The sequence below is a fragment of the Aldersonia kunmingensis genome (assembly GCF_001646865.1).
Classification (GTDB): domain Bacteria; phylum Actinomycetota; class Actinomycetes; order Mycobacteriales; family Mycobacteriaceae; genus Aldersonia; species Aldersonia kunmingensis.
Window position 1 is genome coordinate 1 of the sequence record NZ_LRRB01000121.1, and the last position, 19,281, is coordinate 19,281.

General features: G+C 66.9%; 17 protein-coding genes. 6 read left to right on the top strand and 11 right to left on the bottom strand.

Annotated elements, in window-relative coordinates:
• The first annotated feature begins 71 nt into the window (after nt 1-71).
• Both A8G08_RS09740 and A8G08_RS09745 read left to right on the top strand, forming a co-directional pair.
• Nucleotides 72-1,616 carry a sensor histidine kinase gene (locus A8G08_RS09740; RefSeq protein WP_068273263.1) on the top strand — a complete coding sequence of 515 codons (1,545 nt, stop codon included), beginning with the start codon at nt 72-74 and terminating at the stop codon, nt 1,614-1,616.
• A complete protein-coding gene (locus A8G08_RS09745) occupies nt 1,613-2,302 on the top strand; it encodes a response regulator (protein WP_068273243.1) in 690 nt (229 codons plus the stop codon). Before A8G08_RS09740 ends, A8G08_RS09745 begins: the two co-directional genes overlap by 4 nt.
• 174 nt (nt 2,303-2,476) lie before the next feature.
• Here the strand turns inward: A8G08_RS09745 and A8G08_RS09750 are convergent, their stop codons facing one another.
• The 3 genes from A8G08_RS09750 to A8G08_RS09760 form a co-directional block, all read right to left on the bottom strand.
• Nucleotides 2,477-3,433 carry an NAD-dependent epimerase/dehydratase family protein gene (locus A8G08_RS09750; RefSeq protein ID WP_068273245.1) on the bottom strand — a complete coding sequence of 319 codons (957 nt, stop codon included), beginning with the start codon at nt 3,431-3,433 and terminating at the stop codon, nt 2,477-2,479.
• 53 nt (nt 3,434-3,486) lie between these two features.
• Nucleotides 3,487-4,269: an SDR family oxidoreductase gene (locus A8G08_RS09755; protein WP_068273246.1), complete on the bottom strand. Its 783-nt coding sequence runs from the start codon at nt 4,267-4,269 to the stop codon at nt 3,487-3,489.
• A 246-nt stretch (nt 4,270-4,515) separates the two neighbouring features.
• Nucleotides 4,516-5,418: an esterase/lipase family protein gene (locus tag A8G08_RS09760; RefSeq protein ID WP_084436079.1), complete on the bottom strand. Its 903-nt coding sequence runs from the start codon at nt 5,416-5,418 to the stop codon at nt 4,516-4,518.
• 100 nt (nt 5,419-5,518) lie between these two features.
• Between A8G08_RS09760 and A8G08_RS09765 the strand changes: the two genes are divergently transcribed.
• Together A8G08_RS09765 and A8G08_RS09770 are read left to right on the top strand one after the other, a co-directional pair.
• Nucleotides 5,519-6,091, top strand: coding sequence for a TetR/AcrR family transcriptional regulator (locus A8G08_RS09765; RefSeq protein ID WP_068273247.1), 573 nt, complete (start codon nt 5,519-5,521; stop codon nt 6,089-6,091).
• A 50-nt stretch (nt 6,092-6,141) separates the two neighbouring features.
• Complete coding sequence (locus A8G08_RS09770; RefSeq protein WP_068273248.1) at nt 6,142-6,771, top strand: TetR/AcrR family transcriptional regulator; 630 nt, start codon at nt 6,142-6,144, stop codon at nt 6,769-6,771.
• A gap of 1 nt (nt 6,772) precedes the next feature.
• Here A8G08_RS09770 and A8G08_RS09775 read toward each other — a convergent pair whose 3' ends face one another.
• Both A8G08_RS09775 and A8G08_RS09780 read right to left on the bottom strand, forming a co-directional pair.
• Complete coding sequence (locus A8G08_RS09775; RefSeq protein WP_068273267.1) at nt 6,773-8,914, bottom strand: S9 family peptidase; 2,142 nt, start codon at nt 8,912-8,914, stop codon at nt 6,773-6,775.
• Between the two features lie 38 nt (nt 8,915-8,952).
• Nucleotides 8,953-9,837: a phosphoribosylaminoimidazolesuccinocarboxamide synthase gene (locus tag A8G08_RS09780; protein WP_068273249.1), complete on the bottom strand. Its 885-nt coding sequence runs from the start codon at nt 9,835-9,837 to the stop codon at nt 8,953-8,955.
• Nucleotides 9,838-9,924: 87 nt separating this feature from the next.
• Here A8G08_RS09780 and A8G08_RS09785 point away from each other — a divergent pair, with 87 nt between their 5' ends.
• Complete coding sequence (locus A8G08_RS09785) at nt 9,925-11,337, top strand: MDR family MFS transporter (RefSeq protein ID WP_068273250.1); 1,413 nt, start codon at nt 9,925-9,927, stop codon at nt 11,335-11,337.
• Here A8G08_RS09785 and A8G08_RS09790 read toward each other — a convergent pair whose 3' ends face one another.
• From A8G08_RS09790 to A8G08_RS09805, 4 genes are all read right to left on the bottom strand, one after another.
• A complete protein-coding gene (locus tag A8G08_RS09790; RefSeq protein WP_068273251.1) occupies nt 11,338-11,763 on the bottom strand; it encodes an HIT family protein in 426 nt (141 codons plus the stop codon). It lies immediately after the preceding gene.
• 2 nt (nt 11,764-11,765) lie between these two features.
• Nucleotides 11,766-13,190: an adenylosuccinate lyase gene (gene purB / locus A8G08_RS09795; RefSeq protein WP_068273269.1), complete on the bottom strand. Its 1,425-nt coding sequence runs from the start codon at nt 13,188-13,190 to the stop codon at nt 11,766-11,768.
• Between the two features lie 53 nt (nt 13,191-13,243).
• The gene (locus A8G08_RS09800; RefSeq protein WP_068273270.1) at nt 13,244-13,852 is read right to left on the bottom strand and encodes a TetR/AcrR family transcriptional regulator; all 609 of its coding nucleotides are present in this window, start codon (nt 13,850-13,852) and stop codon (nt 13,244-13,246) included.
• Between the two features lie 105 nt (nt 13,853-13,957).
• On the bottom strand, nt 13,958-15,106 hold the full coding sequence (locus A8G08_RS09805) for a pyridoxal phosphate-dependent aminotransferase (protein WP_068273253.1): 1,149 nt from the start codon (nt 15,104-15,106) through the stop codon (nt 13,958-13,960).
• A 140-nt stretch (nt 15,107-15,246) separates the two neighbouring features.
• On the opposite strand from A8G08_RS09805, the gene A8G08_RS09810 reads away from it, so the two are divergent.
• Nucleotides 15,247-15,969 (top strand): M23 family metallopeptidase, encoded by a 723-nt coding sequence (locus A8G08_RS09810; protein ID WP_425394547.1) that lies wholly within the window; start codon nt 15,247-15,249, stop codon nt 15,967-15,969.
• 148 nt (nt 15,970-16,117) lie between these two features.
• Here A8G08_RS09810 and purD read toward each other — a convergent pair whose 3' ends face one another.
• Together purD and A8G08_RS09820 are read right to left on the bottom strand one after the other, a co-directional pair.
• The gene (gene purD / locus A8G08_RS09815; RefSeq protein ID WP_068273257.1) at nt 16,118-17,371 is read right to left on the bottom strand and encodes a phosphoribosylamine--glycine ligase; all 1,254 of its coding nucleotides are present in this window, start codon (nt 17,369-17,371) and stop codon (nt 16,118-16,120) included.
• Between the two features lie 96 nt (nt 17,372-17,467).
• Nucleotides 17,468-19,281 (bottom strand): glycosyltransferase family 39 protein (locus A8G08_RS09820; RefSeq protein ID WP_084436082.1); only part of this gene is annotated, 1,814 nt, incomplete at its 5' end.

Consider the following 19,281-nt stretch of genomic DNA (forward strand, 5'->3'; position numbering starts at 1 on the left):
GTGATCCGAGCCGCGAGTCACCGTTGAGTTCATTTCGTTCACCCAGAGGAGTGCACGTGAACCTGCGCGATATGCCCCTCGCGCGGCAGGTGCTCGCGCTCCAACTGACGGTGCTCGTCGTGGTGATCGCAGCAGGCGGTGTGCTCGCCCTGTTCGACGCTCGCCATGACAGCGACGAGGCCACCCGTGACGAGGTCACCGCCGTCGCCGTGACGCTGGCCTCGGCGCCGTCCACGGTGGCCGCGGTCCGCAGCGCTAACCCGACCGCACTGCTGCAGCCACAGACCGAGCAGATCCGGATGCAAACCGGGATGGACTTCATCGTCGTGATGGCGCCCGATCGCACCCGGTTCACGCACACCGACCCGGACCAGATCGGAAAGCAGTTCACCGGGACCATCGACCGCGCGCTGGCAGGTGAGACGTTCACCGAGACCTACGCCGGCACCCTCGGCCCATCCATCCGCGCGGTCACGCCGGTGTACGACGACGGCCAGGTGGTCGCGCTTGTCTCCGCGGGCGTCACTCGTACCAAGATCGGGTCCGAGGTGACCGGGCAGCTGCCGGGGATCCTGCTCGTCGTCGGGCTCGGCATCGTGGTTGCGCTCGCCGGTTCCCTGTTGCTGAGCAGGCGGCTACGGCGCCAGACGCACGGCATGGCGCCCGCCGAGTTGCGAGCGATGTTCGAGCATCACGAGGCGGTACTGCACTCCGTCCGCGAAGGCCTACTCGTCTTCGATATCGATACGGGCCGGGACGGGTACGCCGCTGTGGTGAACGACGAAGGGCGCCGACTGCTCGACCTGCCGCCCGGGCCGGTGCGCCGCAGCGACCTGCCGGCTTCGCTACAGGGTTTGGGCGAGCGGAACACCCGCGACGAGATGCACGTGACCCCGGCCCGGGTGCTGGTGGCGAATCAGGAACCCGTCGTGTGGGGTGGCCGCACCATCGGCACTGTGCTGACCATTCGCGACCACACCGAATTGCAGTCCGTCATGGGCGAACTCGATTCGGTGCGTGGGTTCGCCGATTCGCTGCGGGCCCAGGCCCACGAGTCGGCGAACAAGCTGCACACGGTGATCACCATGGTCGAACTCGGCCGATACGACGCCGCCGTGGAGTTCGCGACCGCGGAACTGCAACTCTCCCAACACCTGATCGACCGGCTGACCAACACGGTCGGCGAGCCCGCGCTCGCGGCCTTGCTGCTGGGCAAGGTCGATCAGTCCGCCGAGCGGGGCGTAGAGCTCACCGTCGCGGACGAGACGGCACTCGATTCTACCGAGCCGCTGACGCCGCACGAGGCGGTGACGTTGGTCGGCAACCTGATCGACAACGCCATCGATATCGCGGCGCAGGACGACGGTGGCTGGGTGGAAGTGACAGTCACGCAAGATGACTCGTCGCTTCTCGTGCAGGTGGCCGACAGTGGCCCCGGATTGGACGCCGACGCATTCGCTGCCGCACGCGCCCGCGGTTACTCCACCAAGACCGGCCACCACGGCCTCGGTCTCGCGCTCGTCGGGCAACTCGTGGCACGTCATCACGGCTCGATCGAGGCGCAGCGGGAACCGTGCGCCGCCATCATTGTTCGCATTCCGCGGAGCGCGACATGATCTCGGTGCTGATCGTGGAGGACGAGCCGCTGATCGCGGAAGCGCACCGCACCTACCTCGGCCGTGTGCCCGGATTCCATTGCACCGGAGTAGTGCACACCGCCCGGGAGGCGATGCGTGCGGTGAGCAATGCGAACGGCAGCGGCGAGCCAATCGATCTCGTCTTGCTCGATATCGGCCTGCCGGATGCGAACGGACTCGATCTCGCCGGTGCGCTCGGTGGGCTGCGGCCGAGCCCGGACGTCATCGCGATCACCTCGGCCCGGGACCTGGCGGTGGTCCGGTCGGCCGTCGCGCATGGCGTGATCCTCTACTTGCTCAAGCCGTTCACCTTCGCTGCCTTCCGCGACAAGCTCGAGCGCTATGCCACCTACCGCGAAGCGCTGCCCGCCGGCGAAGCCGCCGTGTCCCAGCGCGATATCGACCGGGCAATGAGCGCGCTACGCACCGCCGACGAACGAGGAACGGCCCCAAAGGGCGTATCCGCGGACACCTTCGACGAGATCGCGCGGGCGGTGCGGGCAGCGCCGGAAGGGCTCGGCGCCGCCGAAGTGGGTGCGGCGATCGGGGTCTCGCGCGTGACCGCGTGGCGATATCTGGAGAAACTCGCCGACGACGGCACGGTCACCCGGCACACCGAATATGGGCGGGCCGGGCGCCCGCAGGTGCGCTATCGCTGGAAGTAGCGGATCTGCCCATGCTTCACGAGTGCAAACCTCGTTCCCGGGGCCGAAACTTCGCCCCCTCGAACACAATTTGCACCCGTTAGGTATGCCCTCGTCGGTGCACACCTTCCTCGTGGGTGCGAAGTTTTGCCCGCAAGAACGCAATTCGCACCCGCTTGGCCGGTGCTCGGGGCTCTATCCCGCGCGGGCGGCCGGCCAGTAGGGCGACAGCCGCAGGATCGAGCGCTGCACGAACGGCCGGACCAAGGGCATGACGTAACGACGCGGGCCAAGCAACGCGGCGATGTCGGAGGTGATCGCATCGAAATCGCGCTGCTGATACCGCAGCAGCCGCTCGCTCTCAGCCGTGTCCACCCAGTCGGTGGCGTACGGCTTGTCCGCGAACGCAGCCTCAGGCGGCAGCCGCAACCCCATCGCGCCCATGATGCGGGTGAGAAATTCCCGGTAGGTCACCTGGCAACTGGCTCCGCCGCCGATGAACAGGGTCTTCCCCCACACCTCGTCCACTTCGAGGGCATTGGCAACAGCCAGCGCGGCATCGATCGGGTGCAGCACCTCGATGCGGTTCTTCAGGCCGATCTCGAACATGATCGGTTCGGCCTTGCGCAGCGCGATCAGCGGCACGTCCGCGAAGCGCGGCACGAAGCACTCGAGCCCCGAGGTCTTCACGAGCGCTTCGCATTCGATCTTGTGCGCGCTGTAGTCATCAATCGCGTCGAAGGGATCGTCGATCTGACGCGGCGGCTCCTTGTCCAGCGTGTTGCCGTGCACGTCGAACGTGGACGCGAACATCAGCCGCGGCGCGACCGCCTGGGCCTGGCAGGCGGCGATCACGTTCGCGGTGCCGTCGACATTGATCGCCCGCGCGAGCGCGGGATCGGCCTCGCTCGCGGGCGGAATCATGGCGGCGAAGTGCAGCACCACGTCCATGTCGTCAACGGCCGATTCGACTGCGTCGGCGTCGGTGATATCCGCCCAGCGCACATCGGTCAGGTTCTGGAACTGCTTTGCACGCTCCCGGTCCGCAGGCGTGTCCAGCGCGAACGCCCGCACCTCGTGGCCGCGCCGCAGTAGCTCGGCGAGCACGTAGGAGCCGATGTTCCCAAACGCGCCGGTGAGCAGAACCCTCACCGGACGCCGTCAATTCTTTTGTGCATCAGCGGATTATGACCGTTAACCCGCCATTAGCGGAAGTATTCGCCGCCGTTGACTATCAGGGTCTGACCGGTCAACATGCGGGCGTGGTCGGAGGCGAAGAAGACCACCGAGTTGGCGACGTCGCCGTCCTCCGGGATCTCGCGCAGCGCCATCTTCTTGGCGATGCCGGCCTTGACCTCTTCCTCGGAAACACCGCGCTGCTTGGCGGTCATCTGCACGTAGATCTCGACGTTCGGTCCCCACATCCAGGTGGGCACGACCATGTTGACCCGGATCTTCTTGGGGCCCAACTCTTTGGCGAGCGAGAACATGGCGGAGTGCAGCGCGCCCTTGGACGACGCGTACGCCGTCTGCGGCAGCGCGGGATTGAACATCGCCTGCGTGCCAACCAGCACGACCGAGCCGCCGTTCTTGGACAGCTCGGGCAGCGCCGCCTGAGTGAGCCGCATGGCGGCAATCACGTTGAAGTCGAAGACGTCCTTCCAGGCATCGAGGTCTGCGCCTTCGAGGCCGCCGAAGACGGCATCCTTCGCCGCGACGATCGAGATCGCGTCGACCGAACCGAACTTGTCCGCGGCGACCTTGATGAGGTTGTCGCAGTCGGCCTGCTCGGCCATGTCGGTGACGGCATAGGCGACGCGCTCGCCGGTGGGATCGATCTCCTCGGCGGTGGCCTTCAGGTTCGCTTCGGTGCGGGCTCCGAGCACGACATTGGCCCCGTCACGACTGGCCGCAAGGGCGACCTCGCGTCCGAGCCCGGTGCCGACACCGGCCACGACGATCGTCTTGCCCTCGAGTAACTGCGCCATTCTCGAACACTCCTGATTGACCACTGACAACGTCGCCATAACGTAACGCGCCGTCACGATAAGGTCAACGGCCCTGCTCAGCGGCTTCGGCATCCCGCACGGCGTGCACCGGTTTCACACAGTGAACGGAGGATTTGTTGCGTTAGACGGAGTGAACGCTTCCGTTCACTCCGCTGAGCGCAACTGAACTTCCGTTCACAACTTGCGCCCCGTCCCACATAGTGAACGGCGATTGCGGATCAGAAATCAGCGCCCCGGCACGCCCAGGATCGGCAGGGACAGCGCGCAGGCAGTCGGCTGGTTCCGCCCCGGATCGAGGGCGTCGAGGACGATCGACGCCGTCGTCGGCGAGTACGGCAACTGGTAGTGGTCGGAATAGTCGGTCGCGCAACGGTCTTGGACGACGACATTCGTGACGTTGGCGCCGTCGAGCATGCCCGTTGTGTACGGCGTCGCGTTCTCGTCGTACCGCGTCATGATGTTGGTGAACCTGACCCCCGGCGCGGAGTCGCCATGCGCGGCGAGGTCGGTGAGGAATCGCGATCCGGCGATCATGTCTCCGCACGCACCGCAGAAGTCGCCCAGGGCCGGTGCCACCGGCGAGGCATACGCAAGGTTGATGAGCGGCGCGAGACCCCACTGCGTCGTGCCGCGGTAGAGCGGGGCGATACCGATGTAACTGTCCACTTTCGACGTGCCGTCGAGGCGGGTCAGGTGGTAGAACGGCATGGTGCCGCCTTCGGAGTGGCCGATCAAATCGATTTTCCGCGAACCGGTTTCGGCGAGAAGGTCATCGACGTACCGCGCAAACTCGCGTGCTGCAGGGACCACCGAGGCGATTCCGCCGAAGTCGCCCGACCACGAGGTGTGGCCGTAGTCGAACAGGTAAACGCAGTAGCCCTCGTCGCGCAGCTGGGGGGCGAGCGCCTGCCAGGTCGTCGCGGAGTTCGCGATGAAACCGGGCAGCAGCACCACCGGGTCGGCCTTTCCGGGCGCCGGCGTGCAATCGGTTTCGGCCGGCACGTCGGCCAGGGTGAGGCCGTGCAGGTAGCTGTACGGATAGTCGGGCACATCGGCTGCCGCCGGACCGGTGGAAGCCATTACCGCGGCGACTGCGAGTCCCGCCATGAGCACTGCTCGAACCTGCATTTCCCCACCTCGTCATCGACTTCGGGATTAATGACCGACCGGTCGGTCATTTACTCGGGTGACAGTACACTCGCACTCGCAACGACGGAAGGGTGAGACCGTGGCACGTCCCGCAGGCCCCGGGCGCAAGGCGCTGATCGAGGCCGGCTTCACGCTCGCGGAGGAGCAGGGCATCGGCGGGTTGTCGGTGAATGCGGTCACCTCGACGGCCTCGATGGCCAAGGGCAGCTTCTATCAGCACTTTCCCGACCGCCGTAGCTACCTCATCGAGTTGCACCGCCACTATCACGACGAACTCGAGGCGACGGTGCTCGCCGCGGTCGACGGCCTCGATCCCGGCATGGCACGGCTGCGAGCCGGTCTGCCCGCGTTCCTGGACGGCTGCCTGCGCACGCGCGGCACGAAAGCGCTACTTGCCCAGGCGCGTTCGGAAACCGATCTCGGCGAGGAAGTGAGCATTCGCAACGCGCGCTTCGCCGCACTGATCGAGCAGGACCTCGCGGCGATCGGCTGGGACCCCGCCGCTCCGGTCGCGGCACTCGCGGTTGCCATGGCCGCCGACATCAGCTTCCACGAACTGCGCGACCGACGCCCCCTGGAGGATCTGCGCGGCGCACTGCTGGCGATCGTGGAGAACCCGGTGTCGCTCGGCGCCTACCCTCGCGCGCTCTAACGTGACGCCCCGTAACGGATACGCAATTCCGCACGGCTACCATCGCGGGCATGTCCTCCCCCGCCGATGAACGATCGGGCCGAGCACCCGCACGGTCGGGTCCGGCGCGCGGGCGTCCGCGCAGCCGCGCGATCGATGACGCCGCGCTCGCCGCGGCACGCGAGTTGCTCGCCGAGGTCGGCTGGGACCAGACCACCATGGTCGCCATTGCCGAGCGGGCCGGCGTCGGCAAGCCGGCGCTCTATCGCCGCTGGCCGTCCAAGACCCACCTCGTGTTCGAGGCGGTCTTCGGCTGGATGGACGCCTACGCTCCGACCGCAGAGGCGACCGACCTCGACGATTGGATCCGCCGCGGGTTCACCTACACGCTCGATCTGTTCGCCAAACCCGAGGTTCGCGCGGCACTTCCGGGCCTGATTGCCGCGCTGCGCGACCACACCGATCTCCGCGTCTCGCTGTGGCGCGAGTTCGGCAGCCCGGGCCTGGTGATGCTGGCCGATGAGCTGCGTCGCGACGGCGCCAACGAGGACGAGGCGCGCCGGGACGCGGCCTCACTCCTCACGATCATCATCGGGTCGAGCATGCTCGTGCAGCTCCTCGGCGACGGGACGAACAATCCCGAGATCGCCGAGCGGCTAACCGAGATGATCGACCCGCGCGCCGGCCGAAATAGCAGCTAGCTCAGACCGCCCCCGCCGTGGACAGAATCCACGCGAACTCGAACGCCACTTCCTTCCACTTCGCATAGCGCCCACTGACGCCGCCGTGGCCGGCACTCATCTCGGTCTTGAGCAGCAGCTGCGAATCGCCGGTCTTGGTCGCCCGCAGTCGCGCAACCCATTTCGCCGGTTCGACGTAGAGCACCCGGGTGTCGTTGATGCTCGTGATCGCCAGGATCGCCGGGTAGTCCTTCGCCTCGACATTCTCGTACGGGCTGTAGGACTTCATGTACTCGTAGACCTCTTTGTCCGCCAGGGGATTTCCCCACTCGTCCCACTCGATGACGGTGAGTGGGAGCGACGGATCGAGGATCGAGGTCAGCGGATCGACGAACGGCACGTTCGCATCGATACCGGCGAACAGCTCGGGCGCGAGGTTGGCCACCGCGCCCATCAACAGACCACCCGCGCTACCGCCGTCGGCGACCATCTGCTGCGGGGTCGTGACGCCGGTATCCACGAGATGCCGTGCGCAGTCGACGAAGTCGGTGAAGGTGTTCTTCTTGGTGAGCGTCTTGCCATTCTCGTACCAGAGCCGGCCCATCTCGCCGCCGCCGCGCACATGCGCCACCGCGAAGATCATGCCCCGGTCGAGGAGTGACAGACGTGCGACCGAGAAGGAGGGATCGGTGCTGGATTCGTACGATCCGTAGCCGTACAGCAGGAGTGGCGCCGGCTCGGTGATGTCCTTGCGCTTCGTGATCGAGATCGGAATCTGTGTGCCGTCGGCCGCCGTCGCCCAGGCGCGGTGCTGCTCGTACTCGCCAGGATCGAACTCGCCGAGCACAGGCTGTTCCTTGCGCAGCAACATCTCTCCGGTCGCGAGGACGTAGTCGAACACCCGAGCCGGAGTAATGAACGAGCCCATGCCGAAGCGCAGCGTGGGCTGCACCCACTCTGGGTTCGATCCACCGCCCACCGTGAACAGCTCGAGATCGAAGTCGAGTTCGCTCCGCTCGCCGTAACCGGTTTCGGTCAGCGGCCAGATCGCCAGGCGCGGCAATGCTTCTCGCCGATAGCTGAGCACGAGATGGTCCGAGAACGCGTCGACGTCCTCCAGCCGGACATCGTCGTGATGCCCGATCAGGATGTTCATTTCCGACGGATTGTCGATCGGAGCCTCGGCCAGGACGAAGTTCTCGGCCTTCACGCCGTCGACAACGTCGTTGTGCATGATGAGGAATCGATCCTCACCCGCGATCACGGCGTGCTCGGCGGAATACTCCACGCCTTCGCGCCGCGGGAGGATGACCCTGAATTCGCCTTCCGGATTGGAAGATTCGAGCATCCAGCCTTCGGTGGTGATCTTCGAGCCCAGCCAGATCATGAGGTACTTCTCCGAACGCGTCGAACCCACGCCCACCCAGTACCGCTCATCCGGCTCATGGAACACCTGCGTGTCGGCCGTCCGCTCGGTGCCGAGCTTGTGCCGCCATACCGTGTCCGGCCGCCACGACTCGTCCACCGTCAGATAGAAGACATGCTGGTGGTCGATGGCCCACGTGGCGCCCGGTGCGGTGCCCGTGATTTCGTCGGGCAGCAATTCGCCCGTGCGCAGATCCTTGAAGCGCATCGTGTAGCGCTCGTCGCCCTTGACGTCGGTCGAGTACGCCAGCAGCGTCCCGTCGTGACTGATCGAGAACGCGCCGAGCGCGAAGAAGTCATGCCCCTCGGCCAGCTCGTTGCTGTCGAGCAGGATCTGCTCACCGGGGATATCGGCATCGACGGACAGCACCGGCGGATTCCAGTCGTCCGGGCCGTCGATCGGGCAGCGGCAGCTCACGCCGTACTGCTTGCCCTCGAAGCTGCGGGCGTAGTACCAGAACTCGCCCATCCGGGTCGGGACCGAGAGGTCGGTCTCCTTCGTCCGTGACTTGATCTCGTTGAAGATCTTGTCCTGCAGCGGCTTCAGATGCTCCGTCTGCGCCTCGGTGTAGGCGTTCTCGGCCTCGAGGTAGGCGATGACCTCGGCGTCGTCCTTGTCCCGCAGCCACTCGTACTGGTCGATCACGACATCGCCGTGATGCACGCGCTCGGTGGGCACTGTTTTGGCCACCGGCGGGGTCACAACGGTGGTGGTCTCGGTATCGGGCTCGACTGCCATGGCGACCACCGTAGTCGTCGCCATTTTGTACCGCGTTGTTAGCTAACCCAGTCGTCGAAGGACAGTCCGGAGATTCGCTCGTAGGCCTCGATGTAGCGGGCCCGGGTGGCCGCAACCACATCGTCCGGCAGCGCCGGCGGGAGCGTATCGGATGCGCGGTCCCAGCCCGACTCGGGAGAGGTGAGCCAGTCGCGCACGTACTGCTTGTCGAAGCTCGGCTGCGTGCGTCCGGCCTCGTAGCTGTCCGCGGGCCAGTAGCGCGATGAATCCGGGGTCAGCACCTCGTCGGCAATGACCAGCCGGCCGCTGGGATCGACGCCGAACTCGAATTTCGTATCCGCGAGGATGATGCCCCGCTCCTCGGCCAGCATCACCGCACGCGAGTAGATGTCGATGGTGTCCTCGCGCAGCTTGACCGCGAGATCCTGACCGACACGGTCCACAACGTCGTCGAAGGAGATGTTCTCGTCGTGCTCGCCGATCTCGGCCTTCGCGGCGGGCGTGAAGATCGGCTCGGGCAGGCGGCTCGACTCGACGAGGCCCTCGGGCAGCGCGACGCCGCACACCGCTCCGGTGCGCTGGTAATCGGCAAGTCCGGAACCGGTGAGGTAGCCACGCGCGACGCACTCGATCGGCAGCATCTTCAGGCGCTTCACGACCATCGCGCGGCCCAGGACCTCGGCGGGGATGCGCTCGTCCTCGGCGGGTCCGGCGAGATGATTGGGGACCGCGAGCTTGCGGAAGAAGTAGAAGCTCATCGCGGTGAGGATGCGGCCCTTGTCCGGGATCTCGGTGCTCAACACGTGGTCATACGCGGAGATCCGGTCCGATGCGACGAGCAGCATGTGCTCGTCGTCGATGCCATACAGGTCGCGGACTTTGCCGCCGGCCAGGTACTCATACGAGGAAAGGGATGGGCGCACGTTTGCTCACCCTACGGGCAGGGGCAGTGTGATGTGGCTCCCGTACTCCGTCGGTTTGCGATCGGACGTCGGCGATAGTGTGCAGAAGTGACCGAGCAGATCGTGGACCGCCGCTCCATCGGCCTTCGTTCCGACCGCGGTCCGGTCCTGCTCGCGCTGATGCTGTCGACCTCGCTAGTCGCGCTCGACTCCACGATCATCGCCACAGCGGTGCTCACAATCGTCGGCGACCTCGGCGGGTTCACCCAGTTCCCCTGGCTGTTCTCCATCTACCTGCTCGCGCAGGCGGTGTCGGTGCCGATCTACGGCAAGCTCGCCGACACTTTCGGCCGCAAGCCCGTAATTCTTTGGGGCATAGGCGTTTTCCTGCTCGGCTCAATACTGTGCGGGCTTGCGACGAGCATGATCGCGCTGATCGCATTCCGGGCGGTCCAGGGCCTCGGAGCCGGGGCGGTGCAGCCGATGTCGATCACTATCGCGGGCGATATCTACACCGTCGCCGAACGCGCGAAGGCCCAGGGCTATCTGGCCAGCGTCTGGGCGATCTCGGCCGTCCTCGGACCGACCCTCGGTGGTGTGTTCTCGGAATACCTGTCCTGGCGGTGGATCTTCTTCATCAACATCCCGCTGTGCGTGCTCGCCGCGTGGATGCTCTTTCGCAATCTGCACGAGGAACGACCGGCCACCACCAAACCGGAGATCGACTATCTGGGCACAGTGCTGCTCACCATCGGCGCGGGTGCGGTCATTCTGGGTCTGCTCGAAGGCGGGCACGCGTGGGCGTGGAATTCGCCCGCCAGTTACACCGTGCTCGGCGGTGGCGCGATCCTGCTCATCGCGTTCGGTTTCGCCGAGCGCCGCGCCGCCAACCCGATCCTGCCGCTGTGGCTGTTCACGCGACGCGTTCTGGTTGCAAGTTGCCTCGTCGCGGTTTTGGTCGGCGCGATTGTGCTCGCCCTGACGTCCTACGTGCCGACGTTCGTACAGGGTGCGCTCGGCACCAGCGCGATCGTGGCAGGTTTCGCGGTAGCGGCGTTGACCCTCGGATGGCCGCTGACCGCCTCGCTGTCCGGCCGCGTCTACCTGCGCCTGGGCTTCCGCGCGACCGGGGTCATCGGCAGCGTCCTCGTGACCGTGGGCGCGCTGTTGACCACACTCATCACCGAGGGCTCCGAGATCTGGTACGTGGCGGCGTGTTGCTTCATCATCGGCGCCGGGATGGGCCTGGTCGCGAGCCCGACTCTGATCGCCGCGCAATCGAGCGTCGACTGGGCCGAACGCGGCGTCGTGACCTCAACGAACATGTTCACCCGGTCGATCGGCAGCGCCGTGGGTGTTGCCGCGTTCGGCGCGATCGTCAACTCGCACATCGGCCGCGTCGATCAGCCCACGCCCGAGCAGTTGGCGGACGCCATCCACCCGGTATTCGTGGTCATCGCCGTCGCGTCCGTGTTCATGATCGCGGCGGCCGCGATGATGCCGAAACGCTCCGCGTCCTGATCAGCTGCGTTCGAGCGTGCCGCGAATCGACGACGCCAGGTAGTCGAGGTCCGCGCGATGCGGGCTGGTCGGTCGGCCGCGCAGCCCGAAGCCGTCGCCCGAGGTCCGCGGGATCACGTGCAGATGGACGTGAAATACCTCCTGACCGGCGGCGATGCCGTCGGCCAGGAAGAAGTTGACGCCGTCCGCCGCGACCTCGCTGTCCCGCAGGGCGGCAGCAAGGCGCTGCCCGACCTGGAACAGCTTCGCGCCGATCTCCGGATCGAGCTCGGCGAGGTTCCGTGCGGGCTGCTTCGGAATCACGAGCACGTGGCCGGGCGTGAAGGGCCGGATGTCCATGAACGCGACCACGTCGTCGTCCTCGAACACCCGGCTCGCGGGTGCACGACCGGCGACGATGTCGCTGAAAATGCTGTACGGATCCACGGTTACAGGATCGGCGAGGGCGCGTACTTGGCCGCCTCGGGATACTGCTGCACGAGCTTGTCCACGGCCTCGACAACCGCGTTGACCTGCGCATCGGCCGCGCCAATGAACGCGGACTTGTCCGCCAGCGCGGCATCGAGCGCCGCCCGGTCCAGCGGGAGCCGGTCGTCGGCGGCGAGCCGATCGAGCAGATCGGGCTCGCGGCCCTGCTCGCGCATCGCGAGCGCGACTGCGACGGCGTGCTCCTTGATGACCTCGTGTGCCGTCTCGCGACCGACCCCGACGCGGACCGCGGCCATCAGGATCCGGGTGGTGGCGAGGAACGGCAGGTAGCGGTTGAGTTCACGCTCGATCACCGCCGGGTATGCACCGAACTCGGCGAGCACCGTGAGGAAGGTTTCCATCAGGCCGTCGATGGCGAAGAACGCATCCGGCAGAGCCACGCGGCGAACCACCGAGCAGAAAACGTCGCCCTCGTTCCACTGCGCTCCGGCGAGCTCGCCGGCCATCGAGGCGTAGCCGCGCAGCACGACCTGCAGTCCGTTGACGCGCTCGCACGAGCGGGTGTTCATCTTGTGCGGCATCGCCGACGAGCCCACCTGGCCCGGCTGGAAACCCTCGGTGACCAGCTCGTGTCCGGCCATCAGGCGAATGGTGTGCGCGAGCGACGACGGGCCTGCGCCCACCTGGACCAGGGCGGCGATCGCGTCGAAGTCGAGCGAGCGGGGGTACACCTGGCCAACGCTCGTGAAGACGTGCGCGAAGCCGAGGTGTTCGGCCACCTTGCGCTCGAGTGCGTCGAGCTTGGCGGCGTCACCGCCCAGCAGGTCCAGCATGTCCTGCGCGGTGCCCATCGGGCCTTTGATGCCGCGCAGCGGATAGCGATCGATCAGCTCACGCAGCCGGGTGAGTGCCACGAGGAGCTCGTCCGCGGCCGACGCGAAGCGCTTGCCGAGCGTCGTGGCCTGCGCTGCGACGTTGTGCGAACGGCCGGCCATCACCGCGCCCTGGTACTGCGCGGCCCGCTCGGCGAGCCGCGCGGCGATCGCGACACCGTGCGAGTGCACATGCTCGAGCGAGCGCAGCACCTGCAGCTGCTCGACGTTCTCGGTGAGGTCGCGGCTGGTCATGCCCTTGTGCACGTGCTCGTGGCCGGCGAGATCGTTGAACTCCTCGATACGCGCCTTCACATCGTGCCTGGTGACGCGCTCGCGCTCGGCGATCGAGGCGAGGTCAACCTTGTCGAGCACACGCTCGTAATCGGCGATGACGTCCTGCGAAACCGCAGCGTCGGTGCCGAGATCGGCCTGCGCGCGCAGCACCTCGAGCCACAGCTGCCGCTCGAGCACGATTTTGTACTCGGGCGACCACAAACGGGTCAGCTCGGGGCTGGCGTACCGCGTGGCGAGGACGTTCGGGACGCGGATAGGGCTGGCATTCTCGGCGCTCACGGCTCTCCAGTCTACGGAGACCTCGGCCGCTAACTGTCGGAGGACGGCGCGACGATATCGATGACCTCCAGCAATGCCCCGCGCGCCACCTTGCGCGGATCGGGGTCGATCTCGGTGAGGGCCCCCACCAGCGCGCCGTCGACAACCGCGGCGAGCCGTCGCAGCTGTTCGGACCGGACCTGGCGGCCGGAACGGCGCAAAACATCGGCCAGCACATCGTCGTATTGACTGCGCAACTGCAGCTGCGCATCGCGCAGTTCGGGCCGCCGCGCCGAGACGAGCTGCCGTTCGTATCGCGAGATCAGCCGATCGCGCTCGGGCTCGCCGTCCCCATTGCTAACCATCAAGTCGAGGATGAGGTCCACCGTCGACTCGGCACCGCGTCGGCGATGGGTCACACCGTCGAGCCGCAGGCGCATGCCGTCGAGTTCGCTCGATCCGTTGAATTCGACTGCGGCCACGATCAAATCGTCGAGTGACTCGAAGTAGTACGTGGTCGCGGCGAGTGGCAGATCCGCGCGCGTCGCGACCGCGCGGTGCCGCACCGCATCGAATCCGCCTTCTCGCATCAGTTCGGCCGCGGCTGCGACCAGTGCCCGTCTACGACGCTCACCTTTAGGTGTTGCCGCGGTGGTCACTTTCTCATCGTGCCAGCACGCGCACATGCCCACACCGGAATCGGGAATGTTATTGATAGTGCGACTATTTCGTTGCAATCCGCCGCCGCACATCGATTTGCCAAATTAGAATTTGCGCAAGCGGTCGAGCGCCTCTTCGATATCAGCGGTCGCGCCGGCGAACGAAAATCTAACTGTCCGAACACCATTCACGGTGTCGAAGTCGATACCGGGTGCCAGCGCGACCCCGGTTTCGGCAAGCACGCGACGGCACCATTCCGTACTGTCGTCGGTCAACTGCCCAATATTGGCGTAGGCATAAAACGCACCGTCCGCGGGCGCCAGGTCACCCATACCGATTTCGGGCAAACCATCCAGAAGAACTTCCCGGTTCAGGGCATAGCGACGCACATGCGAGTCGAGTTCGGCCTTTGCCTCATCGGTGAACGCGGCGATCGCGGCGTACTGGGAAATGGCGGGCGGGCACACCGTCATGTTCGATGCCAGCCGCTGCAATGCGCGGCGCAATCCCGGCGGCACGAGCATCCAGCCGAGCCGCCAGCCGGTCATCGAGAAGTACTTCGACACCGACCCGATGACGACGGCCTCGCGCGAGGTTTCCCACGCGCACGCCGTGGCCTGCTCACCGAACACGATGCCGTGATAGATCTCGTCCGAAATCAGCAACGTGCCGTGCTCATCGCACCAACGAGCCAGCGCCGCGAGTTCCTCCGGGTCGATGATCGTGCCGGTCGGATTCGCCGGGCTCGCGACGATCAAACCGGCGGGTGGGGTGGGCAGCGCATCGAGCATCGCCACAGTCGGCTGGAATCGGGTCTCCGGGCCGCAATCGAGCTCCACCACATTGCAGCCCAGGGCGGTCAGGGTGTTGCGGTACGCGGGATACCCCGGCCGGGCGACGACGACCGTGTCGCCCTGGTCGAACGCGGCCAGAAAGATCAATGTGAACGCGCCCGACGAACCCGTGGTCACGACCACGTCCTCGGCATCGACCGCGATACCGGTGGTGGCGTGGTGATGAGCCGCGATCGCTGCGCGCAGCGGTTCGATGCCAAACGTCTCCGTGTAGCCGAGCAACTCCGAGTCCAATGCCGCCTTCGTGGCCCGCAGCACCGGTGCCGGTGCCGGGGTGGATGGCTGACCCGCAGCGAGCGAAAGCACATCGCCATGGGTCCGGCCGCGTTCGGTCGCCGCCTTCCACACATCCATCACATGGAACGGCTCGACCCTGGACCGATCAGACTCACTGCGCACGCGGTCGACGGTAGCGCCTGGTCTCGCCGCTCTTCCACACGCACTAACACCCACACATTCAGGAACGATGTGTATGGTCGCGAGTACTTTGCTCCGCCGTCATCGGAGCGAGCGGCACGGACAGCGGAGGGCCTGGGTTGGTGCGCCGACGCGTTGTATACGCGGTGATAGCTGCTGTCGCGCTGGTGTTCGTTGCCGCCGACACCCTGCCGAATGGGCTGGCATTCCGAAACGCGGCGAGCACCAAGGTGCTCGGCATGGGTCAGGAACAGCAAGTGCTGATGACGCCGCGGTCCACGTCGAACTACGTGCATCAGATCGCCAAGGGCGAGCGCATCCGCGAGCAGCACGTCGTGGAGTTCGCCGCGCGGCAGACCCTCGAACGCGCCAAGCGGGAGGCGGCTGCGGCCGTCGCCGGCGAATGGCAGCCGTGGATGGGTGGTTCCGGCGGCGGAATCTCCGTGCTCCCCGGTGTTGGCGGATACACCCTGCCCGCGCGCGGCACGTTCTCCTCGGGCTTCGGCCCGCGCTGGGGCACGGTGCATCAGGGCATCGATATCTCCGCCCCGATTGGCAGCCCGATCTACGCGGCGGCGGCAGGCACGGTGATCGACGCCGGGCCGGCGCAGGGGTTCGGGCTCTGGGTGCGCATCCGGCACGACGACGGCAGCATCACCGTGTACGGGCACATGTACGACTTCTTCGTTTCCGTCGGCGAGCGAGTCCCGGCCGGAATGCAGATAGCCCGCGTCGGCAACCGCGGCGACTCCACCGGCCCGCACCTGCACTTCGAGGTCATCATGAACGGCCGGCACGTCGACCCGGTCCGCTGGCTCGCGCTGCACGGGGTTGGGATCAACTAGCGGGAGTCCGGGCGAAGTTTGCACCCGGGAGGAAGTTGCACCCGTTTGCGCCCGCTTCCCGAGTGCAAATTGTGTAAATGGGGGCGAAGCTTCGCACCCACGAACATGTTTTACACCCGTTTGCGCCCGTTTGGGCGTGCGCTGTGGGCTAAACGGTGATTCGGCCCAGCACCGCGGCGAGGCCGATGTCGGTGCGAAAGTGGCTGCCGGGCAACTTGATTGCGGCCAGGCGCTGGTACGCCTCGTCGCGCGCTGCCAACAGATCCGCGCCGGTGCCGATAACACTGAGCACCCGGCCGCCGGCGGATACGATCGCGCCGTCATCTCGGCGGGCGGTGCCGGCGTGCAGGACACCCTCGGCGTCCGAGCCACTGATCACGTCGCCCGTGCGGGGCGTGCCCGGGTAGTTCTCGGCGGCGATCACCACGGCCACCGCGGCACCATCGCGCCAACGAAGGGCGGGCTGGTCGGCGAGTGTGCCGGTCGCGGTCGCGTGCAGCAGTTCGCCGAGCGGGCTCTCGAGCAGAGCAAGCACGGCCTGAGTCTCGGGGTCGCCGAAGCGGCAGTTGAACTCCACCACCGCAGGCCCTTCCTTGCCGATCGCGAGCCCGGCGTAGAGCAATCCACTGAACCCGCTCCCCCGGCGGACCAGCTCGGCGGCGACAGGTGCGACGACCTCGTCGACGATGCGCTCGACGCTTCCCTCGGGCAGCCACGGCAGCGGCGTGTAGGCACCCATGCCGCCGGTGTTGGGCCCGGCGTCGTTGTCGCCGACGCGCTTGTGGTCCTGCGCGGGCAGCAGCGGCACGACGGTCTCGCCGTCGACCAGGCAGAACAGTGAGACCTCGGGGCCATCGAGGAACGACTCGAGCAGCACCGGATGGCCGTTCTCCAGCAGCTCGGCGGCGTGATCGCGGGCGGCAGCGCGGTCGGTGGTGACCACGACGCCCTTGCCTGCGGCCAGGCCGTCGTCCTTGACCACCCAGTTCGGCCCGAATCGGTCGAGCGCGGAATCGAGCTTGGCCGGGTTGTCCACGATCTCGCTGTGCGCGGTGCGCACGCCCGCGGCGGCCATGACGTCCTTGGCGAACGCCTTCGAGCCCTCGATGCGGGCCGCGTCCGCGGACGGACCGAAGCACGCGATCCCGGCGGCGCGCAGCGCGTCGGCCACGCCGAGCACCAGCGGCACCTCGGGACCGACCACCACGAGGTCGGCGCCGACCTCCTTGGCGAGTTCGACCACCGCCGGGCCATGCGAGGCGTCGACCTCGCGCACCGTCGCGACGGCCGCGATCCCGGCATTGCCGGGCGCACAAAACAGCTCGGTGACCCCCGGGTCGCTCGCGAGGGCGAGCAGCAGGGCATGTTCACGGGCTCCGGATCCAATGACGAGTACGCGCACGCTGTGAGGATACGGAATACCGTTCGACCTCGATGTATCCACCTGCAGAAAGCCGACCGCCCCCGCGGAATGCGGGGGCGGTCGGTTCGAACTCGATCAGGAAGTCGGCGCGGTCAGGTCGTAGACCGTCGCCCCGCCTACCGCCTTCGCGGTGAAGTTGTCCTGCACCCACTGCGAGATATCGGACGAGTGGCCCTCGCGTCCGCCGGGTCCACCGCCACCACCGATGAAGTAGTGGATCTCGCCCGCGGCGACGTACTGCTTGAACTCATCGAGCGTCGGCGATGGGTCGGTTCCGTTGAACCCACCGATCGGCATGACCGGCTCCTCGGTAGCGAGCTGGTATCCGGACGCGTTCTGCGAACCGATCGCCGCCGCGACCCAGGTGAAGGAGTCGGCATCGTCCTCGAGCAGAGCGATCATTTCCTCGCTCGGGTTGCTGCCATTCAGCAATCCCCCGGGACCGCCCTGGCCCATGCCACCGTCCTGGCGCTGGCCGATTGGGGGCGTCATTCCCCGGCCCTGAGGCATCCCGCCCGGGCCGCCCGGCATCATGCCGCCGGGTCCACCCGGCATCTGACCGGCACCGTCGGACTGCGCGCCCGGCATGCCGGGCATGCCGTTCGGCGCCCCGCCGTCCCGCATGCCGTCGCGATGCCCGCCCATCCCACCGGGACCGAACCCGGTATTGGGGCCGGCAGAAACGATCGAGCCGGTGTGCGGCGTCGAGATGGTGTCCGCCGCATACGCGACCGGCCCAGCGAGGCCGGCGATCATCGCGGCGCCGATGGTGACGAGTGCGACGCGACCGGAAGCTAACTTGGGCAGCGCGAGGAGCACCGCCGCAAGGATCGTGGCAAGCAGTACGACCCAGCGCACCCACGGCACGAAATCGGTTGTGCGCGAGAGCAGAACCCACGATGTGACACCGGTCAGCGCGACTGTTGCGGCAAGCGACAACCGCACCCAAAGCTTTTCGCGCTGCTTCCAGGCGAGTACCGACCCGGCGCCGACCAGTGCGGCAATCGCTGGCGCGAGTGCCACCGTGTAGTACGCGTGGAAGATTCCGGCCATGAAGCTGAACGTCAGTCCGGTAACGAGAAGCCAACCGCCCCAGACGATCAGCGAGGCACGCTTGAGGTCGGTCCGCGGCGCGCGGCCACGCAGCACAAGCCCGAGCACCAGCAGGGCAAGCGCGGCCGGGATGAGCCAGGCGATCTGACCGCCCTGCGAGGCGTCGAACATCCGGCCGACGCCGGTCTCCCCCCACATACCTCCGCCGGGACCCCCGCCACCTGGGAAGCCGCCACCATCGGCCGCACCCTGCGCAAGCGCCTCGCCGCCGCCACCGGGGACGACGCTGCCGCGCTCATTGCCGCTGAGCCGGCCGAGGCCGTTGTAGCCGAGGGTCAGTTCCAGGATCGAATTATCTTGCGAGCCACCGATCCACGGCCGCGACGACGCGGGCCACAGTTCGACAATCGCCAGCCACAAACCCGCCGATACGACCACGGCAGCCAGCGCCGCGAATAGCTGCGCGATGCGCTTGCCCAGCTTGGGCGGCCCGGCAATCAGATAGGTCAGCGCCAGCGGCGGCACGACCAGCATCACCTGGAGTTGCTTGGTGAGGAATCCGAATCCGACGAAAACACCGGTCAGTACGAGCCAGCGCCAGCGGCCATCGGAAACTGCGCGCAGCATCGCCCACACCGCGGCGATCATCAGGAACACCAGCAGCGCATCGGGATTGTTGAAGCGGAACATCAGCACCGCGACCGGCGTGAGGGCCAGCACCAGACCGGCGAGCAGGCCGGCGGCCGCGCCGAAGTAGCGACGTACGGTCGCCCACAGCAGGGCTACCGAGCCGACGCCGAGCAGTGCCTGCGGCACCAGGATGCTCCAGCTACTCA